The 21633-nt window shown below is 54.1% G+C and carries 23 protein-coding genes; 15 read left to right on the plus strand and 8 right to left on the minus strand.

Annotated elements, in window-relative coordinates; translation table 11 throughout:
• Window positions 1-56: 56 nt before the first annotated feature.
• From rnm to rluB, 3 genes are all read left to right on the plus strand, one after another.
• The gene (gene rnm, locus IM273_RS14040) at window positions 57-938 is read left to right on the plus strand and encodes an RNase AM (RefSeq protein WP_193051364.1); all 882 of its coding nucleotides are present in this window, start codon (window positions 57-59) and stop codon (window positions 936-938) included.
• Window positions 935-1555: an L-threonylcarbamoyladenylate synthase gene (locus IM273_RS14045; RefSeq protein ID WP_003856793.1), complete on the plus strand. Its 621-nt coding sequence runs from the start codon at window positions 935-937 to the stop codon at window positions 1553-1555. Before rnm ends, IM273_RS14045 begins: the two co-directional genes overlap by 4 nt.
• A 97-nt stretch (window positions 1556-1652) precedes the next feature.
• A complete protein-coding gene (gene rluB / locus IM273_RS14050) occupies window positions 1653-2528 on the plus strand; it encodes a 23S rRNA pseudouridine(2605) synthase RluB (RefSeq protein ID WP_045260662.1) in 876 nt (291 codons plus the stop codon).
• Window positions 2529-2563: 35 nt separating this feature from the next.
• Here rluB and cobO read toward each other — a convergent pair whose 3' ends face one another.
• Together cobO and IM273_RS14060 are read right to left on the minus strand one after the other, a co-directional pair.
• The gene (gene cobO / locus IM273_RS14055; RefSeq protein ID WP_193051362.1) at window positions 2564-3154 is read right to left on the minus strand and encodes a cob(I)yrinic acid a,c-diamide adenosyltransferase; all 591 of its coding nucleotides are present in this window, start codon (window positions 3152-3154) and stop codon (window positions 2564-2566) included.
• Complete coding sequence (locus IM273_RS14060) at window positions 3151-3912, minus strand: YciK family oxidoreductase (RefSeq protein ID WP_028013406.1); 762 nt, start codon at window positions 3910-3912, stop codon at window positions 3151-3153. Before IM273_RS14060 ends, cobO begins: the two co-directional genes overlap by 4 nt.
• Before the next feature lie 251 nt (window positions 3913-4163).
• Here IM273_RS14060 and sohB point away from each other — a divergent pair, with 251 nt between their 5' ends.
• Window positions 4164-5210: a protease SohB gene (gene sohB, locus IM273_RS14065; RefSeq protein ID WP_041909637.1), complete on the plus strand. Its 1047-nt coding sequence runs from the start codon at window positions 4164-4166 to the stop codon at window positions 5208-5210.
• 34 nt (window positions 5211-5244) lie between these two features.
• Here the strand turns inward: sohB and IM273_RS14070 are convergent, their stop codons facing one another.
• Complete coding sequence (locus IM273_RS14070; protein WP_003856804.1) at window positions 5245-5496, minus strand: YciN family protein; 252 nt, start codon at window positions 5494-5496, stop codon at window positions 5245-5247.
• Between the two features lie 399 nt (window positions 5497-5895).
• Here IM273_RS14070 and topA point away from each other — a divergent pair, with 399 nt between their 5' ends.
• The 6 genes from topA (at window position 5896) to acnA (ending at window position 13382) form a co-directional block, all read left to right on the plus strand.
• Window positions 5896-8493 carry a type I DNA topoisomerase gene (topA, locus tag IM273_RS14075; RefSeq protein ID WP_041909639.1) on the plus strand — a complete coding sequence of 866 codons (2598 nt, stop codon included), beginning with the start codon at window positions 5896-5898 and terminating at the stop codon, window positions 8491-8493.
• A gap of 187 nt (window positions 8494-8680) precedes the next feature.
• Window positions 8681-9655, plus strand: coding sequence for an HTH-type transcriptional regulator CysB (gene cysB, locus IM273_RS14080; protein ID WP_028013403.1), 975 nt, complete (start codon window positions 8681-8683; stop codon window positions 9653-9655).
• Between the two features lie 338 nt (window positions 9656-9993).
• Window positions 9994-10134, plus strand: coding sequence for a YmiA family putative membrane protein (locus tag IM273_RS14085; protein WP_226841160.1), 141 nt, complete (start codon window positions 9994-9996; stop codon window positions 10132-10134).
• Between the two features lie 2 nt (window positions 10135-10136).
• Complete coding sequence (locus tag IM273_RS14090) at window positions 10137-10307, plus strand: hypothetical protein (protein WP_032644881.1); 171 nt, start codon at window positions 10137-10139, stop codon at window positions 10305-10307.
• Between the two features lie 137 nt (window positions 10308-10444).
• Window positions 10445-10543, plus strand: coding sequence for a small membrane protein YmiC (gene ymiC / locus IM273_RS22460; RefSeq protein WP_032644994.1), 99 nt, complete (start codon window positions 10445-10447; stop codon window positions 10541-10543).
• Between the two features lie 163 nt (window positions 10544-10706).
• On the plus strand, window positions 10707-13382 hold the full coding sequence (gene acnA, locus IM273_RS14095) for an aconitate hydratase AcnA (RefSeq protein ID WP_045630537.1): 2676 nt from the start codon (window positions 10707-10709) through the stop codon (window positions 13380-13382).
• Between the two features lie 37 nt (window positions 13383-13419).
• Here the strand turns inward: acnA and ribA are convergent, their stop codons facing one another.
• Window positions 13420-14010, minus strand: coding sequence for a GTP cyclohydrolase II (gene ribA / locus IM273_RS14100; protein ID WP_028013401.1), 591 nt, complete (start codon window positions 14008-14010; stop codon window positions 13420-13422).
• A 197-nt stretch (window positions 14011-14207) separates the two neighbouring features.
• On the opposite strand from ribA, the gene pgpB reads away from it, so the two are divergent.
• The 5 genes from pgpB (at window position 14208) to yciH (ending at window position 17858) form a co-directional block, all read left to right on the plus strand.
• Window positions 14208-14975 (plus strand): phosphatidylglycerophosphatase B, encoded by a 768-nt coding sequence (gene pgpB / locus IM273_RS14105; RefSeq protein WP_028013400.1) that lies wholly within the window; start codon window positions 14208-14210, stop codon window positions 14973-14975.
• Between the two features lie 148 nt (window positions 14976-15123).
• Window positions 15124-15432 carry a LapA family protein gene (locus IM273_RS14110; RefSeq protein ID WP_028013399.1) on the plus strand — a complete coding sequence of 103 codons (309 nt, stop codon included), beginning with the start codon at window positions 15124-15126 and terminating at the stop codon, window positions 15430-15432.
• A 6-nt stretch (window positions 15433-15438) separates the two neighbouring features.
• Window positions 15439-16608 (plus strand): lipopolysaccharide assembly protein LapB, encoded by a 1170-nt coding sequence (gene lapB, locus IM273_RS14115; RefSeq protein WP_041909646.1) that lies wholly within the window; start codon window positions 15439-15441, stop codon window positions 16606-16608.
• A 186-nt stretch (window positions 16609-16794) separates the two neighbouring features.
• Window positions 16795-17535 carry an orotidine-5'-phosphate decarboxylase gene (gene pyrF, locus IM273_RS14120; RefSeq protein ID WP_045260660.1) on the plus strand — a complete coding sequence of 247 codons (741 nt, stop codon included), beginning with the start codon at window positions 16795-16797 and terminating at the stop codon, window positions 17533-17535.
• Window positions 17532-17858, plus strand: coding sequence for a stress response translation initiation inhibitor YciH (yciH, locus tag IM273_RS14125; protein ID WP_045260659.1), 327 nt, complete (start codon window positions 17532-17534; stop codon window positions 17856-17858). Before pyrF ends, yciH begins: the two co-directional genes overlap by 4 nt.
• A 104-nt stretch (window positions 17859-17962) precedes the next feature.
• Here yciH and osmB read toward each other — a convergent pair whose 3' ends face one another.
• The 4 genes from osmB to pdeR all read right to left on the minus strand — a co-directional run bounded on the left by osmB (window position 17963) and on the right by pdeR (window position 21531).
• Window positions 17963-18181 (minus strand): osmotically-inducible lipoprotein OsmB, encoded by a 219-nt coding sequence (osmB, locus tag IM273_RS14130; RefSeq protein WP_008501216.1) that lies wholly within the window; start codon window positions 18179-18181, stop codon window positions 17963-17965.
• Between the two features lie 261 nt (window positions 18182-18442).
• Window positions 18443-19195 (minus strand): DNA-binding transcriptional regulator YciT, encoded by a 753-nt coding sequence (locus IM273_RS14135; protein WP_041909650.1) that lies wholly within the window; start codon window positions 19193-19195, stop codon window positions 18443-18445.
• Window positions 19196-19238: 43 nt separating this feature from the next.
• Complete coding sequence (locus IM273_RS14140) at window positions 19239-19421, minus strand: hypothetical protein (protein ID WP_045260688.1); 183 nt, start codon at window positions 19419-19421, stop codon at window positions 19239-19241.
• 118 nt (window positions 19422-19539) lie between these two features.
• Window positions 19540-21531, minus strand: coding sequence for a cyclic di-GMP phosphodiesterase (pdeR, locus tag IM273_RS14145; RefSeq protein ID WP_028013393.1), 1992 nt, complete (start codon window positions 21529-21531; stop codon window positions 19540-19542).
• Window positions 21532-21633: the final 102 nt, after the last annotated feature.

Here is a 21633-nt window from a genome sequence, read left to right on the forward strand (position 1 = left end):
CGTTAAGTCGGTATCATGGCGTTTTCGGATGTCTCCAACCTGTTATGGGAAGTGCTTTGAGCGATACCACCTACACGATTATTTATGATTTACACAGCCATACTCAGGCCTCTGATGGCCTGCTGACACCCGAAGCCCTGGTTCATCGCGCGGTTGAAATGCGCGTCGGCACGCTGGCGATAACCGATCACGATACGACAGATGCCATTCCGGCAGCGCGCGCCGAGATCGCCCGCAGCGGGCTGGCGCTGAATCTGGTGCCCGGCGTCGAGATCTCGACCGTCTGGGAAAACCATGAGATTCATATCGTTGGCCTGAACATTGATATAGAACATCCGGCACTTCTTGCCTTTTTGCAAGAACAAAAAACGCGCCGCAACCAGCGCGCGGAGATGATCGGCGAGCGTCTGGAGAAGGCGCATATTCCGGGCGCGCTGGAAGGTGCGCAAAAGCTGGCGAACGGCGGGGCGGTCACCCGCGGTCATTTCGCCCGCTTTCTGGTTGAAGCGGGCAAAGCGACGACCATGGCGGATGTCTTTAAAAAGTATCTGGCGCGCGGGAAAACCGGATACGTTCCGCCACAGTGGTGTACAATAAAACAAGCTATTGATGTCATTCATCATTCTGGCGGTAAGGCCGTGCTGGCCCATCCGGGACGGTATAATCTTTCTGCTAAATGGCTGAAACGGCTGCTGGCGCACTTTGCCGAATGCGGTGGCGAGGCGATGGAAGTCGCCCAGTGTCAGCAGGCGCCCAACGAGCGCGCGCAGCTCGCGACTTACGCTCGCCAGTTTGGCCTGCTAGGGTCACAGGGCTCTGATTTCCACCAGCCCTGCGCGTGGATCGAGCTGGGACGCAAGCTCTGGCTACCCGCTGGCGTTGAGCCGGTCTGGCAGCTCTGGGAGCAGCCGCAGCAAATTGAAGAGAGGGAAGTATGAGTCAGTTTTTCTATATCCATCCGGACAACCCGCAGCCACGTCTGATTAACCAGGCCGTGGAGATCGTCCGCAAAGGCGGCGTGATAGTCTACCCGACCGATTCCGGCTACGCGCTGGGCTGTAAAATTGAAGATAAAGGGGCGATGGAGCGAATATGTCGCATCCGTCAGCTGCCGGACGGCCATAACTTTACCCTGATGTGTCGCGACCTCTCTGAGCTGTCGACCTATGCGTATGTCGACAACGTGGCGTTTCGCCTGATCAAGAACAACACGCCGGGTAACTACACCTTCATTCTGAAAGGGACGAAGGAGGTGCCGCGTCGCCTGCTGCAGGAAAAGCGTAAGACTATCGGCATGCGCGTGCCGTCAAACCCGATTGCCCAGGCGCTGCTGGAAACTCTCGGCGAACCGATGCTCTCTACCTCACTGATGCTGCCGGGCAGCGAGTTTACCGAGTCCGATCCGGAGGAGATAAAAGATCGTCTGGAGAAGGTGGTGGAGCTGATTATTCACGGAGGTTATCTCGGCCAGCAGCCGACTACCGTTGTGGATCTGACCGAAGACGCGCCTGAAGTGATTCGTGAAGGCGTGGGTGATGTTAAGCCTTTCTTGTAAAGGTGTAAGCAGATATACTACGCGGCCATCAAAGTAGGGCTCGGCTCTGCTTTTGACCTGATTCGACGCCTGTGAAGGCGACACCTGAGGAAGCTCAATGAGCGAGAAGTTACAGAAAGTGCTGGCGCGCGCCGGCCACGGCTCACGCCGTGAAATCGAAGCCATTATAGAAGCGGGCCGCGTGAGTGTGGACGGTAAAATCGCCACGCTGGGTGACCGCGTAGAAATCGTACCGGGGCTCAAGATCCGCATTGACGGTCATCTTATCTCCGTGAAAGAGTCCGCGGAACAGATCTGCCGCGTGCTGGCGTATTACAAGCCGGAAGGCGAGCTGTGTACGCGCAACGACCCGGAAGGTCGTCCAACGGTGTTTGACCGTCTGCCAAAACTGCGCGGCGCCCGCTGGATTGCGGTGGGGCGTCTGGACGTGAACACCTGCGGTCTGCTGCTGTTCACCACCGATGGTGAACTGGCAAACCGCCTCATGCACCCAAGCCGTGAAGTAGAGCGTGAATACGCCGTTCGCGTTTTCGGCCAGGTCGACGAAAATAAACTGCGCGATCTGTCGCGTGGCGTGCAGCTGGAAGACGGCCCTGCGGCGTTCAAAACCATCAAATTTACCGGTGGTGAAGGGATTAACCAGTGGTACAACGTGACCCTGACCGAAGGCCGTAACCGCGAGGTGCGTCGTCTGTGGGAAGCGGTAGGCGTGCAGGTTAGCCGCCTGATCCGCGTTCGCTACGGCGACATTCTGCTGCCGAAAGGTCTGCCGCGCGGTGGTTATACCGAGCTGGATCTTACCCAGACTAACTACCTGCGCGAGCTGGTTGGCCTGACGCCGGAAACCACCTCTAAAGTGGCGGTGGAGAAAGATCGTCGTCGTATGAAGGCGAATCAGATCCGTCGTGCGGTTAAACGCCACAGCCAGGTGAACAGCAATCGTCGCTCTGGCAACCGGAATAACAACGGTTAATTGAAAAAGCCCGGTGAACTCACCGGGCTTTTTCTTTAGTAATCAATGCCAATTTGTGCTTTGATGCCTGCATCAAACGCATGCTTGACCGGACGCAGCTCGCTGACTGTATCTGCCAGCTCCAGAATCTCACGATGACACCCGCGACCTGTAACGATAACCGTCTGGTGCGCAGGGCGGTTCTTCAGTGCATCCAGCACCTCCTCCAGCGGCAGGTAGTCGTAGGCGACCATATAGGTGATCTCATCCAGCAGCACCATATTTAATGTCGGGTCAGCCAGCATCCTTTTTGCGTGCTTCCACACGGCAAGGCAGGCTGCGGTATCGGTTTCCCGGTTCTGCGTATCCCACGTAAACCCGGTCGCCATCACCTGAAACTCAACGCCGTGAGGTTCAAGCAAATTACGCTCACCGTTGGGCCATTCCCCTTTGATAAACTGGATGACCCCCACTTTTTGCCCGTGGCCGACGGCGCGCGTAGCGGCGCCAAACGCGGCAGTAGTTTTGCCTTTACCATTGCCGGTAAAAACAATGACGATCCCTCGCTCGTCCTGGGCTGCCGCGACGCGCGCGTCAACCTGTTCCTTCAGACGCTGCTGTCGCTGCTGATGACGTTCTTCACTCATTGCGAAATTCCCGGTTTGCGGCCCGGCTGGGCATCAAAGGTCATTCCGGTTTTGCGGCGGCTGTCGTCGCCCATCAGCCAGAGATAGAGCGGCATAATGTCTGCCGGGGTTTTCAGCTTCAGCGGATCTTCCGTCGGGAACGCGCTGGCGCGCATGCTGGTGCGCGTCCCCCCCGGATTAATGCAGTTCACGCGCAGATGCCGGCTCTGGTACTCATCCGCCAGCACCTGCATCATGCCCTCGGTCGCGAATTTTGAGACAGCATAAGCCCCCCAGTTTGCGCGTCCCTCGCGGCCTACGCTGGAAGAGGTGAAGACCAGAGATCCAGACTCGGATTTGAGTAATAAAGGAAGCAAGGCCTGCGTGAGGAAAAAAGTACCGTTAACGTTAACCTGCATCACCTGCTGCCAGATTTCAGGATCCTGTTCATCCATTGGACGCACTTCACCTAACAAACCGGCGTTGTGCAGTACGCCGTCAAGACGTGGGTAGTGGGTACTGATACGGTGAGCAAGCTCCTGGCAGAGCGCTGGGGTGCAGGTCAGCAAATCGAGCGTGTACCAGGGGGCAGGTGTGCCGCCTGCGGCCTCAATTTCCTGAGCGACCCCTTTGAGCTTTTCTTCGTTGCGCCCAATCAGAATTACGCTTGCGCCATATTCAGCGTACGTCAGGGCCGCTTCGCGACCAATACCATCGCTGGCGCCGGTGACAAGAATGATTCGGTTCTGCAGCAGGTTTTTTTGCGGTTGATAATGCACGGTGACTCCTCAGGCGCACGGTGTCTCAATCACGCCTTCATAATGACTTTTCGGCTTTATGCCCGAATTAGCGTGAGAATTCAATCAGTCTACAGGACGCATTGCTGCAAAATTAACAATTTGCAAATATTTAAACCGCAGCGCGGGGATTCCTGAAGACGGCTCGCAGAGGTAATGTCACGGGCGAGACGCAGGGGCAGGGCTGTTGTACACTGCCGTGAAAGATTCGTGGTTAAATCAAGGTGGAACGCGTGGAATTACTTTCTCAATATGGGTTGTTTTTGGCCAAAATCGCGACGGTGGTGATTGCCATTGCCGTGGTTGCCGTTCTGATTGTCAACCTGACGCAGCGCAAGCGTCAGCGTGGGGAGTTACGCATCACCCGCCTGAGCGAGCAGTATAAAGAGATGCAGGAAGAGATGTCCCTCTCGCTGCTCGATAGCCATCAGCAGAAGCTGTGGCTGAAAGCCCAGAAGAAAAAACACAAGCAGGAAGCCAAAGCCGCGAAGGCGAAGGCAAAGCTCGCGACGCCGCAGGGCGACGCAAAACCCCGCGTCTATGTGCTCGATTTTAAAGGCAGCATGGATGCGCATGAAGTCGCTTCGCTGCGCGAAGAGGTGACTGCGGTTCTGGCCGTGGCAACGCCGCAGGATCAGGTGGTGGTGCGTCTTGAGAGCCCGGGCGGGGTGGTACACGGTTACGGGTTGGCCGCTTCGCAGCTGCAGCGTCTGCGCGAGAAGCAGATCCCACTTACCGTGGCAGTAGATAAAGTCGCGGCGAGCGGCGGCTATATGATGGCCTGCGTGGCGGACAAAATCGTTGCGGCGCCGTTTTCCATCATAGGTTCCATTGGCGTGGTCGCACAGATCCCTAACTTTAACCGCTTCCTGAAAAATAAAGAGATTGATATCGAACTTCACACGGCGGGTCAGTACAAACGCACCCTGACGCTGCTGGGGGAAAACACGGAAGAGGGGCGCCAAAAATTCCGTGAAGATCTGAATGAAACTCACCATCTCTTTAAAGACTTCGTACATCGCATGCGCCCAACGCTGGATATTGAACAGGTGGCGACCGGTGAGCACTGGTACGGCATCCAGGCGCAGGAAAAAGGGCTGGTGGATGAAGTAGGTACCAGTGATGACCTGCTGCTCAACCTGATGGAAGGCCGGGAACTGGTAGGCGTGCGCTTTACACAGCGCAAACGGCTGATGGACCGCTTTACCAACAGTGCGGCGGAAAGCGCGGACCGCCTGCTGCTTCGCTGGCTACAGCGCGGACAAAAACCGCTGCTGTAAACAAAAACGCGAGGCATATGCCTCGCGTTTTGCATTAATCGACCAGGTGATATTTCTCTGAAAGCGTATGCGCCAGGTATTTAAACATATTAAACACGGCAGTGCTTTTCGGGGTCGGTAACCCCTGCTCGTCAAGGAAGTATTCGCCGCTGAAAACCAGCACGCCATTACGTTGCTCAACACCGGTGGCTTCAATGCCTGCCAGCGTATCTTCATGGTCACGAATAAGCTTGTTTGCTTCGATAAGCAGAGAGGCTCGGTCAATGGGTTGGGTCGTATTCTGCATAATCCACTCCTTAAACAGTGACAATAGTCTACGCCGGGGGCGCTTTGGGGGCAAATTTTCCCTGTAATGTGAGGGGATAAGATGCAGAGGGCAGGTTGGCGGGATTTGCTTTTGCATGCTAATAAAGTTGCGTAACGAATTTTATCAGGTAGAGTGTGCGCTTTCGTCATTCTGGCAACAGAATTGCTTGACATTCGACCGGGAATTCGTCACGAATTATACGAGATGTGAGAAAAATACCCGAAAACTCAATGACCTGGATGTCGCCATTCTGACGTTCGGTAAGACATAGGGGTTGATATCCCCTGACGCAGTCGCAATATCATTGGCTCGTCGTCAGCGGAAGGGAAATCAACGTGCGGCGTATTCCTGGAAGAATTAAATTAGGTAAAGGTGAATATGGGTAAAGCTCTCGTCATCGTTGAGTCCCCGGCAAAAGCCAAAACGATCAATAAGTATCTGGGTAATGACTACGTGGTTAAGTCCAGCGTTGGTCACATCCGCGATTTGCCGACCAGTGGCTCAGCCAGCAAAAAGAGCGCAGACTCTACCTCCACCAAAGGGGCTAAAAAGCCTAAAAAGGATGAACGTAGCGCGCTTGTCAACCGCATGGGTGTTAACCCATGGCACAACTGGGATGCACAATATGAAGTGCTGCCCGGGAAAGAAAAAGTCGTTAACGAGCTGAAGCAGCTGGCTGAAAAAGCAGACCACATCTATCTCGCAACCGACCTTGACCGCGAAGGGGAAGCCATTGCGTGGCACCTGCGGGAAGTGATCGGCGGGGATGACAAACGCTACAGCCGCGTAGTGTTTAACGAAATTACAAAGAATGCGATTCGTCAGGCGTTTGAGAAGCCGGGCGAGCTGAATATCGACCGTGTGAACGCCCAGCAGGCGCGTCGCTTTATGGACCGCGTTGTGGGCTACATGGTTTCTCCACTGCTGTGGAAAAAGATTGCCCGCGGCCTGTCCGCAGGACGCGTGCAGTCTGTAGCCGTGCGTCTTGTCGTTGAGCGTGAACGCGAAATTAAAGCCTTCGTGCCGGAAGAGTTCTGGGAAGTTGACGCCAATGTCACTACCCCGGGCGGTGATGCGCTGCCGCTGCAGGTAAGCCATCACAACGATAAGCCTTTCCGTCCTGAAAACCGCGATCAGACCATGGCCGCCGTGGCGCTGCTGGAAAAAGCGCGCTATCAGGTACTGGAACGCGAAGATAAGCCGACCAGCAGCAAGCCTGGCGCGCCGTTTATCACGTCCACACTGCAACAGGCGGCGAGCACCCGTCTGGGTTACGGCGTGAAGAAAACCATGATGATGGCCCAGCGCTTGTATGAAGCGGGTTACATCACCTACATGCGTACTGACTCAACGAACCTGAGCCAGGACGCGGTGAACATGGTGCGCGGCTACATCAGCGATAACTTCGGTAAAAAATACCTGCCGGAAAGCGCCAACCAGTTCGCCAGCAAGGAGAATTCTCAGGAAGCGCACGAAGCGATTCGTCCCTCTGATGTCTCTGTTTTAGCCGAGTCGCTGAAGGATATGGAAGCCGACGCCCAGAAGCTGTATCAGCTGATCTGGCGTCAGTTTGTCGCGTGTCAGATGACGCCAGCGAAATATGATTCCACTACGCTGACCGTTGGCGCGGGCGACTTCCGCCTCAAGGCACGCGGTCGTATTCTGCGCTTCGACGGCTGGACGAAAGTGATGCCTGCACTGCGTAAAGGTGATGAAGACCGTACGCTGCCTGCGGTAAACAAAGGCGACGAGTTGTCGCTTGTCGACCTGGTTCCGGCCCAGCACTTCACCAAGCCGCCTGCGCGCTTTAGTGAAGCGTCGTTGGTTAAAGAGCTGGAAAAACGCGGGATTGGCCGTCCGTCAACCTACGCGTCAATCATCTCGACCATTCAGGACCGCGGTTACGTTCGCGTAGAGAACCGCCGTTTCTATGCCGAAAAAATGGGTGAGATTGTCACTGACCGTCTGGAAGCTAACTTCCGCGAATTGATGAACTACGACTTCACCGCGCAGATGGAAGACAGCCTCGACGAAGTGGCCAGTCACAAGGCGGAGTGGAAGAAGGTTCTCGATAGCTTCTTCAGCGACTTTACCAACCAGCTTGAGAAAGCGGAGAAAGATCCTGAAGAGGGCGGCATGCTGCCTAACCAGATGGTTCTTACCAGCATCGACTGCCCGACCTGCGGCCGCAAGATGGGGATCCGTACTGCGACAACGGGCGTGTTCCTTGGCTGTTCAGGCTATGCGCTGCCACCAAAAGAGCGCTGCAAAACAACCATCAACCTGGTGCCGGAGAACGAAGTTCTCAACGTGCTGGAAGGTGATGATGCGGAAACCAACGCCCTGCGCGCGAAACGCCGCTGCAAAAAATGCGGCACGGCGATGGACAGCTATCTGATCGATCCTAAACGTAAGCTACACGTGTGCGGTAACAACCCAACGTGCGACGGGTATGAGATCGAAGAGGGTGAGTTCCGCATTAAAGGCTATGACGGCCCGATTGTGGAGTGCGAGAAGTGTGGCTCTGAGATGCACCTGAAAATGGGGCGTTTCGGTAAGTATATGGCCTGCACAAACGACGAGTGTAAGAACACGCGCAAAATTCTGCGCAATGGTGAGGTTGCTCCGCCGAAGGAAGATCCGGTTCCGCTGCCAGAATTGCCGTGTGAAAAATCCGACGCGTACTTCGTGCTGCGTGATGGTGCCGCAGGTGTCTTCCTGGCCGCCAACACCTTCCCGAAATCGCGTGAAACGCGCGCCCCGCTGGTGGAAGAGCTGCATCGCTTCCGCGATCGTCTGCCTGAGAAGCTGCGTTATCTGGCCGATGCGCCACAGCAGGATCCTGAAGGCAATAAGACGGTGGTCCGTTTTAGCCGTAAAACGAAGCAGCAGTACGTTGCGGCAGAGAAAGAGGGTAAAGCGACCGGATGGTCCGCCTTCTTTGTCGATGGCAAATGGGTTGAAGGCAAGAAATAATCTTTCTTAACCGTAGCTTACCCGTGAAAGGGCCGGACTTCCGGCCCTTTTTTATTACCTTATTATTATTTTTTGTTCCGTACTATACAGTCAGGCTATAAGTGATATAGTGGTTATAGTTAACCCTTTTTTTATTATCAAATCGTCTTAAGCGATTGACCGCGTGCGCTAAATCGGATGGTCTGGCATGAAATTACAACAGCTTCGTTATATCGTTGAGGTGGTGAATCACAACCTTAATGTCTCTTCCACCGCCGAGGGGCTATATACCTCGCAACCGGGCATCAGCAAGCAGGTTCGCATGCTGGAGGATGAATTAGGTATTCAGATTTTCGCCCGCAGTGGTAAGCACCTTACCCAGGTGACGCCAGCGGGGCAGGAAATCATCCGTATTGCGCGGGAAGTCCTTTCCAAAGTCGATGCGATTAAGTCTGTGGCGGGGGAACATACCTGGCCGGATAAAGGCTCGCTGTATATTGCCACGACGCACACCCAGGCGCGCTATGCGCTACCGGGCGTTATCAAGGGCTTTATCGAGCGTTATCCGCGCGTCTCCCTGCATATGCACCAGGGATCGCCGACGCAAATTGCGGAGGCGGTGTCGAAGGGCAATGCAGATTTTGCCATCGCGACGGAAGCGCTCCATCTCTATGACGATCTGGTCATGCTGCCGTGCTATCACTGGAACCGCTCCATTGTGGTGACCCCGGATCATCCGCTGGCGGGCAAAGGGTCGGTGTCAATCGAAGAGCTGGCGCAATATCCTCTGGTCACTTACACGTTTGGCTTCACCGGACGATCTGAGCTTGATACCGCCTTCAACCGGGCCGGGTTAACGCCGCGGATAGTCTTTACCGCCACCGATGCCGACGTCATAAAGACCTATGTACGGCTTGGACTGGGGGTAGGGGTGATCGCCAGCATGGCGGTCGACCCGGTGTCAGACCCTGACCTGGTGCGTCTTGATGCGCATGATATTTTCAGCCACAGCACGACAAAAATTGGCTTCCGCCGCAGTACCTTCCTGCGAAGCTATATGTATGATTTTATTCAGCGCTTTGCACCGCATTTAACGCGTGACGTGGTGGATACCGCCGTGGCATTACGATCAAATGAAGATATCGAAGAGATGTTTAAAGATATCAAACTCCCCGAAAAATAATCACACCCGGTATCTTTCCCTGAGGGAAAGATACCGAAATATCGGCTTAAAGCTAAATTAGAATTATCATCATCTGCACTTCCCCTGACATATATTGTCATTATCCTTTTAATTTGTGTGGCTTTAGTGTCGTGAATTGGCGACAAAAATAGAAACTAATTAACGGCTACGCAAATTTTTCTTTTCAAATATTTATTTCTGGTCAAAAGATTGAATATTTCATGCCTCTTGATGCGTAAATTCACTGGCTTTTCGGCTAAAGTTTCTTTAGGATTTATCTCAACAGATGATTAATTATACCAATTGTTTGGTCCTAAATGATAAGCGATATCGATTGTATGAGGTTAGCAATGCCTTCAGGAAGTGAAGAACCGCAAAGGGATCCTGCGCTCAAGCGTAAAGCCTGGCTGGCGGTCTTTCTCGCTTCCGCCCTGTTCTGGGTGATGGTTGCTCTCCTGGCCTGGAAATATTGGGGTTGAATATGGCAGTGACGGTACGTACAGAAACGGCAAAGCGGATGTGTCAGCATCATGACACTGTTCACAAGGGACGCAAAGCGCCTGCAACAGCAGTGCCAGCATCCTGGAAACTGACGCCGCAGCAGCAGGCTTTTATTGATGTGTTCGCGGAAGACGAACCCAAAAAACAATAATTTAGTTTATTGCGTAATGATGCAGTTAGTCTGAATAATGACTATGCGCCTTTGTACTCTTTAATAAATACACATCAGCAATATAGCACGAGGACCTGCCTCGGAACGTTTAATAAATAATGCCTGGTGTCCCTATGATGAATAACATGATGTCTCAAAAATACTGGTCATGGATCGGCGTTTTTACCCTGTCGATTCTGTTCTGGAGTCAGCTCATCTGGCTGGCCGTCCACTAAATCATAAAACCTCGCTGCGGCGGGGTTTTTTGTTTTACCCTCCTCTGGACCATTCCTAAATTTATCAATTTGGGTTGTTATCAAAACGTTACGACATCTTTGTGTTATCTTTAATTACGGCCCTGATGATTGTCAGGACATCTCTGTAATTAAGGAGGAGCTTATGTCGTTAACCCTACGCGAAGCCAGTAAGGACACGTTACAGGCAGAAAATAAAACCTGGCACTACTATAGCCTGCCGCTGGCTGCCAGAACGCTTGGGGACATTTCGCGTTTACCCAAGTCCTTGAAAGTTTTGCTGGAAAATCTCTTGCGCTGGCAGGACGGTGACTCCGTGACCCTCGACGATATTCAGGCGCTGGCAGGGTGGCTTAAGAATGCCCATGCCGACAGAGAAATTGCCTACCGCCCGGCAAGGGTCCTGATGCAAGACTTCACCGGCGTTCCTGCCGTGGTGGATCTCGCCGCCATGCGTGAGGCGGTTAAACGCCTCGGCGGCGATACGGCTAAAGTGAACCCGCTTTCACCCGTCGACCTCGTGATTGACCACTCCGTAACCGTTGACCACTTCGGTGATGACGATGCCTTTGGCGAGAACGTGCGTCTCGAGATGGAGCGAAATCACGAGCGTTATGTCTTCCTGAAGTGGGGTCAGCAGGCGTTCAGCCGCTTTAGCGTGGTTCCACCCGGCACCGGTATTTGTCACCAGGTTAACCTTGAATATCTCGGTAAAGCCGTCTGGAGTGAATTGCAGGACAAAGAGTGGGTGGCTTATCCGGACACACTGGTGGGTACAGATTCCCACACCACCATGATTAACGGCCTCGGCGTGCTGGGCTGGGGTGTCGGTGGTATCGAAGCGGAAGCCGCCATGCTCGGTCAGCCGGTCTCCATGCTTATCCCTGATGTCGTGGGCTTTAAGCTCACCGGGAAGTTGTCTGAAGGCATTACCGCCACCGATCTGGTGCTCACCGTTACCCAGATGCTGCGTAAGCATGGTGTGGTGGGAAAATTTGTTGAATTTTACGGTGACGGGCTGGATTCGCTGCCGCTGGCTGATCGCGCGACCATCGCCAACATGGCGCCAGAATATGGTGCAACCTGCGGATTTTTCCCCATTGATGACGTCACGCTGGAGTACATGCGCCTGAGCGGACGCAGCGAAGAGCAGGTGGCGCTGGTGGAGGCGTACACCAAAGCGCAGGGCATGTGGCGCAATCCGGGGGATGAGCCGGTATTTACCAGCACGCTTGCGCTTGACATGGGAAGCGTTGAGGCGAGCCTCGCCGGTCCGAAACGTCCGCAGGATCGCGTAGCGTTAAGCGACGTGCCAAAAGCGTTTGCCGCAAGCAACGAGCTGGAAGTTAACGTGGCGAAGAAGGACCATCGCCCAATCGACTATGTTCTGAACGGACATCAGTATCAGCTCCCGGACGGCGCGGTTGTCATAGCCGCCATTACCTCCTGCACCAACACCTCAAACCCCAGCGTATTAATGGCTGCCGGCCTGCTGGCTAAAAAAGCGGTTGAGCTGGGGCTGAAACCACAGCCCTGGGTAAAAGCCTCCCTGGCACCGGGCTCCAAAGTGGTCTCGGATTACCTGGCGCAGGCCAGGCTAACGCCGTATCTTGACGAGCTGGGCTTTAACCTCGTGGGCTATGGCTGTACCACCTGCATCGGTAACTCCGGCCCGCTGCCTGAACCTATTGAAACGGCAATCAAGCAGGGCGATCTGACGGTTGGCGCAGTCCTTTCCGGTAACCGTAACTTTGAAGGACGTATTCATCCGCTGGTGAAAACCAACTGGCTCGCTTCGCCGCCGCTGGTGGTGGCCTACGCGCTCGCCGGGAACATGAATATCAACCTGGCTACCGATCCTATTGGTCACGACCGCAAGAATGAGCCGGTCTATCTGAAAGATATCTGGCCGTCCTCACGTGAAATTGCGATGGCCGTTGAAAAGGTCTCCACCGAGATGTTCCGCAAAGAGTATGCGGAAGTGTTTGAAGGCACGCCGGAATGGAAAGCCATCAACGTTGTGGGCTCGGACACCTATGACTGGCAGGACGATTCCACCTATATCCGCCTGTCGCCGTTCTTTGATGAAATGCTGGCCGAGCCTGCACCGCTTCAGGATATTCACGGGGCGCGCATACTGGCGATGCTGGGGGATTCCGTCACCACTGACCATATCTCTCCGGCGGGGAGCATCAAAGCCGACAGCCCGGCGGGCCGTTATCTGCAAAGCCGGGGCGTGGAGCGTCGCGATTTTAACTCCTACGGATCGCGCCGCGGTAACCATGAAGTAATGATGCGCGGGACGTTTGCCAACATCCGCATTCGTAACGAAATGGTTCCGGGCGTGGAAGGGGGGATGACGCGCCATCTTCCGGGGACGGAAATCGTGTCGATTTATGACGCAGCCGTCAAATATCAGCAGGAAGGTACGCCGCTGGCGGTGATCGCCGGGAAAGAGTACGGTTCCGGCTCCAGTCGTGACTGGGCGGCGAAAGGTCCGCGACTGCTTGGCGTTCGCGTGGTCATCGCCGAGTCGTTTGAACGTATTCACCGCTCGAACCTGATTGGCATGGGGATCCTGCCGCTTGAGTTCCCGCAGGGCGTCACGCGCAAAACGCTGGGCCTGACGGGGGAAGAGCAGATTGATATTAGCGGCCTGCAAAACCTGCAGCCGGGCAAAACGGTGCCGGTGAAGCTTACGCGAGCAGACGGGAAAAGCGAGGTACTGGAATGCCGGTGTCGTATTGATACGGCAACCGAACTGACCTACTACCAGAACGACGGCATTTTACATTATGTGATTCGTAAAATGCTGGATTGATAAAAAAAGCCCGGCATCTGTGCCGGGCTTTTTACTTTCACTCTTTCAGAAGATGGCCCATTTTAGCCGCCTTGGTATCGAGATAGTGGGCATTTTTCGGGTTGCGGCCGACAATCAGCGGTACGCGCTCGACGATGTTGATCCCGGCTTCGGTGAGGATTTCCACCTTTTTGGGATTATTGGTCAGCAGGCGAACCTCGTCCACGCCCAGCAGCTTGAACATATCGGCGCAGAGGGTGAAATCACGTTCATCGGCGGCAAAACCGAGCTGATGGTTGGCTTCCACCGTATCGTAGCCCTGGTCCTGCAGCGCGTAAGCGCGGATTTTATTCAGCAGACCAATGTTACGACCTTCCTGACGGTGATAGAGCAGCACGCCGCGGCCTTCTTCGGCAATATGGGTAAGGGCAGCTTCGAGCTGGAAACCGCAATCACAGCGCAGGCTGAACAACGCGTCGCCGGTCAGACACTCCGAATGGACGCGGGACAGCACCGGCGTCTGCCCTGAAATGTCGCCGTAGACCAGCGCGACATGATCCTGTCCGGTTGCCAGTTCTTCAAACCCCACCATCAGGAAATCGCCCCATGGGGTTGGCAGTTTGGCTTCTGCCACACGTTTAAGCTGCATGTGATTCTCCAGAGTAGGCTGACACGTTTCGTGCCTTGCGCCTGTTTTGCTTTCTGTATTTGTCCATTTTGCCACAAGCTCAGCACGTTCGCCTAATGGACGCCATGCTATATGAACGTTAAACGCACGATCCGACATATCCACCCATCGAATGAATTTCAGTTATGATTGTGAGGCTTAGCGAAAAAGGAGAAGACATGCTTTCAATCGCCAGACGTACGGCAGCAGGCGCGGCCATTTTACTGATTATGCCTTTGGCCGTGTGGGTCTCCGGCTGGATGTGGCAGCCGGGGCAGAATGCCACGTGGCTGAAAACGTTATACTGGGTAACTGAGACGGTCACGCAGCCGTGGGGAATTATTACCCACGTTATCCTCTGCGGCTGGTTCTTGTGGTGCCTGCGCTTTAGACTGCGCGCGGCGTTGATGCTCTTTGCTATCCTCGGTGGCGCGATCGTTATTGGACAGGGCGTGAAGTCCTGGGTGAAGGATCACGTTCAGGAGCCAAGACCTTTTGTCGTCTGGCTGGAAAAAGCGCACCATGTTCCGGTGGATGAGTTCTACAATTTAAAGCGTAAAGATCGCGGCGCGCTGGTGAAAGAACAGCTTTCAGAACAGGAAGATATTCCAAAGTTCCTGCGTAAGCACTGGCAAAAAGAGACGGGATTCGCGTTTCCCTCCGGCCATACGATGTTTGCAGCCAGCTGGGCGTTGCTGGGCGTTGGGCTGCTTTGGCCTCGACGTCGCACTATGACCATCGCGATTTTACTGGTTTGGGCGACAGGGGTGATGGGCAGCCGCTTGCTGCTGGGAATGCACTGGCCGCGGGATCTGGTGGTCGCTACGCTGATCTCCTGGATGCTGGTGACGCTGGCAACCTGGCTTGCAGAACGGTTCTGCGGCCCGCTCACGCCACCACCTGAAGAGAAAGAAGAGATCGCCGAAAGGGAGCAAAGCGACGCCTGACGGTTGATATTGTGCATTTTGCCCATAAATCCATGACGTGCGCGTTACTTTTTCCGTTTCGCGCCCGTCGCTAAAATGGTAGTTTATAAGGCTGATTGCGGTGAGTTGAACACACTTTATTCGCTTGAACCACATAACGGGAAGTAATGTGAAATATTTACTCATTTTCTTACTGGTATTGGCGATTTTTGTCATTTCAGTCACATTGGGTGCACAAAACGATCAACAGGTGACGTTTAACTATCTGCTGGCGCAGGGTGAGTATCGGGTCTCCAGCCTGCTGGCGGTCTTATTTGCTGCAGGCTTTGCCATCGGCTGGCTGGTTTGCGGTCTTTTCTGGTTGAAAGTTCGTGTTTCTCTTGCGCGCGCTGAACGTAAAATTAAACGACTTGAACAGCACATTGCGCCTGCGTCCGACATGCCGGAAAGTTCAGGTGTGCCGGTCGTGAAGGAATAATCGACTATGCTGGAGTTGTTGTTTCTGCTTTTGCCTGTAGCCGCAGCCTATGGCTGGTATATGGGCCGCAGAAGTGCGCAACAAACGAAACAGGATGAGGCTAACCGACTCTCCCGCGACTACGTTGCGGGGGTGAACTTCCTCCTGAGCAATCAGCAGGACAAAGCGGTAGACCTGTTCCTCGATATGCTGAAAGAGGATACGGGGACCGTCGAAGCCCACCTCACTCTCGGTAACCTGTTCCGCTCGCGCGGCGAGGTTGACCGCGCTATCCGTATCCACCAGACCCTGATGGAAAGCGCCTCCCTGACCTACGAACAACGTCTCCTGGCGGTACAACAGCTGGGCCGAGACTATATGGCCGCGGGGCTGTACGATCGCGCTGAAGATATGTTCACACAGCTGGTGGATGAAACGGATTTCCGTATCGGCGCGTTGCAGCAGTTACTGCAGATTTACCAGGCCACCAGCGACTGGCAGAAAGCCATTGATACGGCCGAACGTCTGGTGAAGCTGGGCAAAGACAAGCAGCGCGTTGAAATTGCGCATTTCTACTGCGAGCTTGCCCTTCAGCAGATGGGCAACGACGACATGGACAAAGCCATGGCGTTGCTGAAGAAAGGTGCCGCCGCAGACCGCAATAGCGCGCGTATCTCTATCATGATGGGGCGCGTTTTTATGGCCAGCGGCGACTACGCTAAAGCCGTTGAAAGCCTGATGCGGGTGATTGACCAGGACAAAGAGCTGGTCAGCGAAACGCTTGAAATGCTGCAAACCTGCTATCAGCAGCTGGACAAGCAGGAAGAGTGGGTGGCATTTCTGCGCCGTTGCGTGGAAGAGAATACCGGCGCGACCGCTGAGCTGATGCTCTCTGACGTGGTTGAGCAGTATGAGGGGAGCGACACCGCACAGGTTTATATTACCCGTCAGCTGCAGCGTCATCCCACGATGCGCGTATTCCACAAGCTGATGGACTACCATCTGAACGATGCGGAAGAAGGGCGCGCGAAAGAGAGTCTGATGGTACTGCGCGACATGGTTGGCGAGCAGGTGCGCAGCAAGCCGCGCTACCGTTGCCAGAAGTGTGGTTTTACCGCCTACACGCTCTACTGGCATTGTCCGTCCTGCCGGGCCTGGTCCACCATCAAGCCAATTCGCGGCCTGGATGGGCAGTAATTTTTTTAAAAGCCTTCATTTTAGTTACAACATACTGATGGCTTTTACCGCTTTCTCAACACCGTGCGGCTTGCTGGCCTGGCAGGGGCATAAATGGATTCTGTCAATTTGCGGCGACGGCAGGTAGAATGCAGGCCGTTTATCTGTTCCGCGCCGCTGCGCGCCCATAGACGAAAAGGGCTGGTCATGACGTCTGTTACTTCCTCCACTTCCCGCGTTATTACGGATTCTCCTGTTGTTGTTGCGCTTGATTACAATAAGCGTGACGCAGCGCTGGCCTTTGTCGACGGTATCGATCCTCGCGATTGTCGTCTGAAAGTTGGTAAAGAGATGTTCACGCTGTTTGGACCGCAAATCGTCCGCGATCTGCAGCAGCGCGGTTTCGATGTCTTCCTCGATCTCAAATTCCATGATATCCCGAACACCACGGCGCACGCGGTTGCCGCCGCTGCGGAACTGGGTGTATGGATGGTCAACGTCCACGCGTCGGGCGGGGCGAGAATGATGACAGCCGCTCGCGAAGCACTCCTGCCGTTCGGCAACGATGCGCCATTACTGATTGCGGTTACCGTGCTGACCAGCATGGACGACAGCGACTTGCGCGACCTTGGTGTGACGTTGTCACCTGCCGGGCACGCCGAGCGTCTCGCGCGTCTGACGCAGAGCTGTGGTCTCGATGGCGTCGTTTGCTCCGCGCAGGAAGCGGTACGCTTTAAGTCAGAGTTGGGCAAAGATTTTAAACTGGTCACGCCAGGCATTCGTCCTGCTGGCAGCGACGTGGGCGATCAGCGACGCATTATGACGCCTGAGCAGGCGCTGGCAGCAGGCGTTGACTACATGGTTATCGGCCGGCCGGTGACGCAGTCTGCGAACCCGGCAGAGACGCTTAAGGCTATCAACGCATCACTGAAAAAGGGGGCGCAATGACTGATTCCAACAGTCGGCTGGTCTACTCGACGGAAAGCGGGCGCATAGACGAACCGAAAACGAAAGCAGAACGTCCGAAAGGTGACGGTATTGTTCGTATCCAGCGTCAGACCAGCGGGCGAAAAGGAAAGGGGGTCTGCCTGATCTCCGGGATTGATCTGGATGATGCGGAGCTGAACAAGCTGGCAGCAGAGTTGAAGAAAAAATGTGGCTGCGGCGGCGCCGTGAAGGACGGCATTATCGAAATTCAGGGTGATAAACGCGATTTTATTAAATCGCTCCTTGAAGCCAAAGGCATGAAAGTTAAACTGGCAGGCGGCTAAAATAAATAAGCCACGGCAAATGCCGTGGCTCGTGTTATATACGTGCGTTAGTCAGACCTGAAATGCGATGCTAAATCGCCTTAACGGGAAGGCTGATAGAATAATTATTTGCCAACCTGGTGACCGATAATACCACCGACAGCAGCGCCGCCTAATGTACCCAGCGTACTACCATCCGTTAATACTGCACCACCGAGCGCACCAGCACCGGCGCCAATTGCGGTGTTACGGTCACGTTTAGACCAGTTAGAGCACGCGCTCAGGGACATTGCTACAGTGATTGCCAGAACAGCGGCGGCTAATTTTTTGCTGGTTAAGGTCATAATACTTTCTCCTGAATTATCGATTCACGGAAAGATGTACACATTAAGTATAGTCAAAATGAATACTCAATTCTTTTTTCCGTGAAAGCTGGTCGCGCAGGCGTTACGTAATCACGCAGGTGATAGTCACTTCCTGTTATATCGCTAACATTAATTTTACGACTTTACGCCAGGTTAAACAGGTAAAAACTCTTAAAGGATGGATAGGAATCCTCTCAGACGAAGGGGGCATATGCGCCCGGAATACGGGCGCAAATGGACTCAGGCGGGCGTTTTAATAATATCGACAATGAGACCGTCATCTTCCAGTTTATTACGATGTTCGTCGCTTAACCTTTCGTCGGTAATTACGCGGCTAAAGCGTGAGGCTGGACCCATGGTGTAAGGATGGACGGCGCCAAATTTAGAGCTGTCGGTCAGCACAATGGCTTCACACTCTTTTTCCAGAACGGCATTCACAACGTCAGATCGCATCATATCCCGGCCGGTGAAGCCTGTCTCCGGCTGCCAGCCGTCAATACCGATAAACGCCTTACTGAAATGAACCTGCTGGACATACTGCCGGGTTAGCGGGCCTACCATGCTCTCACTTTTTTTCTGGTAAATGCCGCCCAGCAAAATCACCTCACAGCGCGTCTCTTTGAGCAAATGGGCGATATAGCTACTGACGGTGATGATGGTAACGTCTTTTTGTTCGGCGAGCGTACGTGCCAGAAGAGCGTTGCTGCTGCCGTTTTCAATAAAGACCGTCTCGCCAGGGTTTACCAGCGATGCAGCAAATTCTGCCAGTTCTCGTTTAAGCGCGTAGTTATTCATCATGCGCGTCTCAACGTCGTCGCTGTCCAGCGGCACGGCATAGCCATGCGCACGGCGCAGGTAGCTCTGTTTTTCCAGCAGATTAAGATCCTGACGGATGGTCACTTCTGAAACGCCGGTGGTTTTAGCCAGCTCAACGACGCTTACGCGCCCCTGATCGATGACCATCTGCAAAATGAGTTGTTGTCGGGAATTCATAGCATCCAATTAATAAAGCGAAACGAGGTCTGAGACAGTGGGTTTAGACTTCCCACGGCGCTTTAGGCTGTCGGTTTTCGGGGGCATTGTCAGCGCCATCCTGAGCGAGAAGTTCAGACTTCAGGATCTCGAGATTACGGATTGCAGAGTGATAATCACCCGCCACCAGGATATCCAGCACGGTATCAATACGTTGTGCTATAGCTTGTGGATCAATAGTAGACATCATCTCTCCCCAGGAGCGAAAAGTTAATAATTTCAATGATGCAGAAAATAGGTTCAAAAGAGAAGGGAAAAAACGCCATAACGAAATTACCTATACGAAAGTGAACCTCTGTATGACGTTAACGTTGTTGTCGCGCTTGATATCGTTTTAGCCAGCGCTCGAATGCGGCAGCGGGCATCGGCTTAGCGAAAAGAAAACCCTGCCGTTCGTTGACGCCGTTTTTGGTCAGAAAGGCATCTTCTTTTGCGTTCTCCACCCCTTCGGCAATCACCTGCAGGTTTAACGCCTGCGCCACTGCGACAATGGCGCGTACCAAAGACTGGGAGACAGAGTGCTTATGAATATCTCTGACAAAAGCCTGATCGAGTTTAATGGCATCAATAGGAAAACGCGCCAGCTGGGAAAGGGAAGAGTAGCCGGTACCGAAATCGTCCAGATGAATTTGTGCCCCGAGCCGACTGAATTGCTGGATCACCGAGAGCGCCAGCTCTTCGTTTTCGATAAGACAGCTTTCGGTTAACTCAACGTCGATAGGGCAGTACTCAAAATGCAGATCCTTAAGCGCCTGCTTTAGCTCGCTGAAAATCGTCTGGTCGGCCAACTGACGTGCAGAGACGTTCACGGCCACGCGCAGGTTAATTCCCTTGTCACGCCATTTTGCCACCTGGCGAACCACATCAAGCATCACCCAGCGACCCAGCGGCACAATCAAACCGGACTCCTCGGCATAAGAGATAAATTCCAGAGGGGGGATCAGCCCGCGCTCGGGCGACTGCCAGCGGACCAGCGCTTCAAGGCTTCGGACTTCGCCGCGCCAGGTCATTTTCGGCTGGTAGTGGATCAGGAGCTGATCGTTATCCAGCGCTTTACGCAGGTTGGTGTCCAGCCACAGGTACTCAAACACGCGCTGGTTCATCTCGGGGGAGAAGACGCAGAATTTGCCACGGCCATTCTCCTTGGCGGTGTACATGGCGATGTCGGCATTGCGAATCACGCTTTCCCGATCGTTCCCATGCTGCGGCGCGAGGGCGATCCCCAGGGAGCAACCGGTGTAAACCTCAATGAGACCGATTCTGAACGGCTGGCGCAGGCGGGTCAGAATACGCGACGCCATCGCTTCCAGCGAGCCCTGAGAGGTATTGGTGGCCATAACGATAAACTCATCGCCGCCGAGCCGCGCTAAAACCTGCCCCTCATCCAGACAACTCAGAAGGGCAAGTGCAACCGCCTGCAGGAGCTGATCGCCGAACATATGCCCGTAGGCATCGTTAACCTTTTTGAAGTTATCGAGGTCGAGGTACACCACGCCAACCTGCGTGTCGCCGCGGCTATTGATGGCGTCTGAAATCAGCTCATGGATCGCATTGCGGTTGGGCAGGCCGGTGATGGTATCGGTATTGGCCAGCACGCGCAGGCGCTCCTGTGCACGCCGTTCTTCGGTAATGTCGGTCCCGGAGCAGATAAGGAAAATTTCATTTTTACCGCTGCCGCTGTGAACGAATTTATTTCTGAACAGAAACAAGCGTTGCCCTTTTCGCGTTTTAATCCAGCGTTCGACTTCGTAGGAGCTGCCGTTGCGAAAGAAACCCGCAATGTTGCGCTTCGAGGCTGCCGCTTCGCTGCGGCTCATGAACAGTTCAAACACGTTTTGACCAATGACTTCATGTTCTTTCAGACCGGTATACTCTTCGCTCAGACGGTTAAAGCGCTGAATATTGCCGTTTTGATCGAGAATGACAATGACGGAATTCGCTTCAGAAACAACCTGTTCCGCAAAGGAGAGTCCCTGAGCCAGATCGCGTGCCACGGAGGGCGTATCGTTCCAGGCGGAAGCCGTTCCGGCCCACTCGTTTCGGGTGATTTTGCGTCCGACAAGATGGACGGGAACTTGCTCGCCGTAAAGAGAGAGGTTCAGGGAAATGCTGGTGGTCATTACCGTTAGCTGACGGATCTGTGCGGCCTGTTCATCATCCAGTACGATCTCCTGAGTCACGTCAGCATTTTCGCTGGCGGCAAGGTGCAGAGCGTTGCTGTCAGCCGACAATCGCCACCACGGGCTGTGAGTACCCATGTAACGAAACAGCAAATTTTGCTCAAGTTCGTCGATCATGATTTCTCCCGCCGCGACGCATTAGCGAACAAATTATTCATTAGTCGTCGACTTTTCCGTTGAAAATAGCGGCAAAGCCGCAGTGAAGGTATTGTTTTTCGC

It is taken from the genome of Enterobacter cloacae complex sp. P13B, assembly GCF_014895915.1.
GTDB classification, from domain to species: Bacteria; Pseudomonadota; Gammaproteobacteria; order Enterobacterales; family Enterobacteriaceae; genus Enterobacter; species Enterobacter bugandensis.

Excerpts from the sequence above, each read along its gene's own strand:
- IM273_RS14045 (WP_003856793.1), top strand. The coding sequence starts at position 935 with ATGAGTCAGTTTTTCTATATCCATCCGGACAACCCGCAGCCACGTCTG.
- rluB (WP_045260662.1), top strand. The coding sequence starts at position 1,653 with ATGAGCGAGAAGTTACAGAAAGTGCTGGCGCGCGCCGGCCACGGCTCA.
- cobO (WP_193051362.1), bottom strand. The coding sequence starts at position 3,154 with ATGAGTGAAGAACGTCATCAGCAGCGACAGCAGCGTCTGAAGGAACAG.
- IM273_RS14070 (WP_003856804.1), bottom strand. The coding sequence starts at position 5,496 with ATGCAGAATACGACCCAACCCATTGACCGAGCCTCTCTGCTTATCGAA.
- topA (WP_041909639.1), top strand. The coding sequence starts at position 5,896 with ATGGGTAAAGCTCTCGTCATCGTTGAGTCCCCGGCAAAAGCCAAAACG.
- cysB (WP_028013403.1), top strand. The coding sequence starts at position 8,681 with ATGAAATTACAACAGCTTCGTTATATCGTTGAGGTGGTGAATCACAAC.
- IM273_RS14085 (WP_226841160.1), top strand. The coding sequence starts at position 9,994 with ATGAGGTTAGCAATGCCTTCAGGAAGTGAAGAACCGCAAAGGGATCCT.
- IM273_RS14090 (WP_032644881.1), top strand. The coding sequence starts at position 10,137 with ATGGCAGTGACGGTACGTACAGAAACGGCAAAGCGGATGTGTCAGCAT.
- ymiC (WP_032644994.1), top strand. The coding sequence starts at position 10,445 with ATGAATAACATGATGTCTCAAAAATACTGGTCATGGATCGGCGTTTTT.
- acnA (WP_045630537.1), top strand. The coding sequence starts at position 10,707 with ATGTCGTTAACCCTACGCGAAGCCAGTAAGGACACGTTACAGGCAGAA.
- ribA (WP_028013401.1), bottom strand. The coding sequence starts at position 14,010 with ATGCAGCTTAAACGTGTGGCAGAAGCCAAACTGCCAACCCCATGGGGC.
- pgpB (WP_028013400.1), top strand. The coding sequence starts at position 14,208 with ATGCTTTCAATCGCCAGACGTACGGCAGCAGGCGCGGCCATTTTACTG.
- lapB (WP_041909646.1), top strand. The coding sequence starts at position 15,439 with ATGCTGGAGTTGTTGTTTCTGCTTTTGCCTGTAGCCGCAGCCTATGGC.
- pyrF (WP_045260660.1), top strand. The coding sequence starts at position 16,795 with ATGACGTCTGTTACTTCCTCCACTTCCCGCGTTATTACGGATTCTCCT.
- yciH (WP_045260659.1), top strand. The coding sequence starts at position 17,532 with ATGACTGATTCCAACAGTCGGCTGGTCTACTCGACGGAAAGCGGGCGC.
- osmB (WP_008501216.1), bottom strand. The coding sequence starts at position 18,181 with ATGACCTTAACCAGCAAAAAATTAGCCGCCGCTGTTCTGGCAATCACT.
- IM273_RS14135 (WP_041909650.1), bottom strand. The coding sequence starts at position 19,195 with ATGAATTCCCGACAACAACTCATTTTGCAGATGGTCATCGATCAGGGG.
- IM273_RS14140 (WP_045260688.1), bottom strand. The coding sequence starts at position 19,421 with ATGTCTACTATTGATCCACAAGCTATAGCACAACGTATTGATACCGTG.
- pdeR (WP_028013393.1), bottom strand. The coding sequence starts at position 21,531 with ATGATCGACGAACTTGAGCAAAATTTGCTGTTTCGTTACATGGGTACT.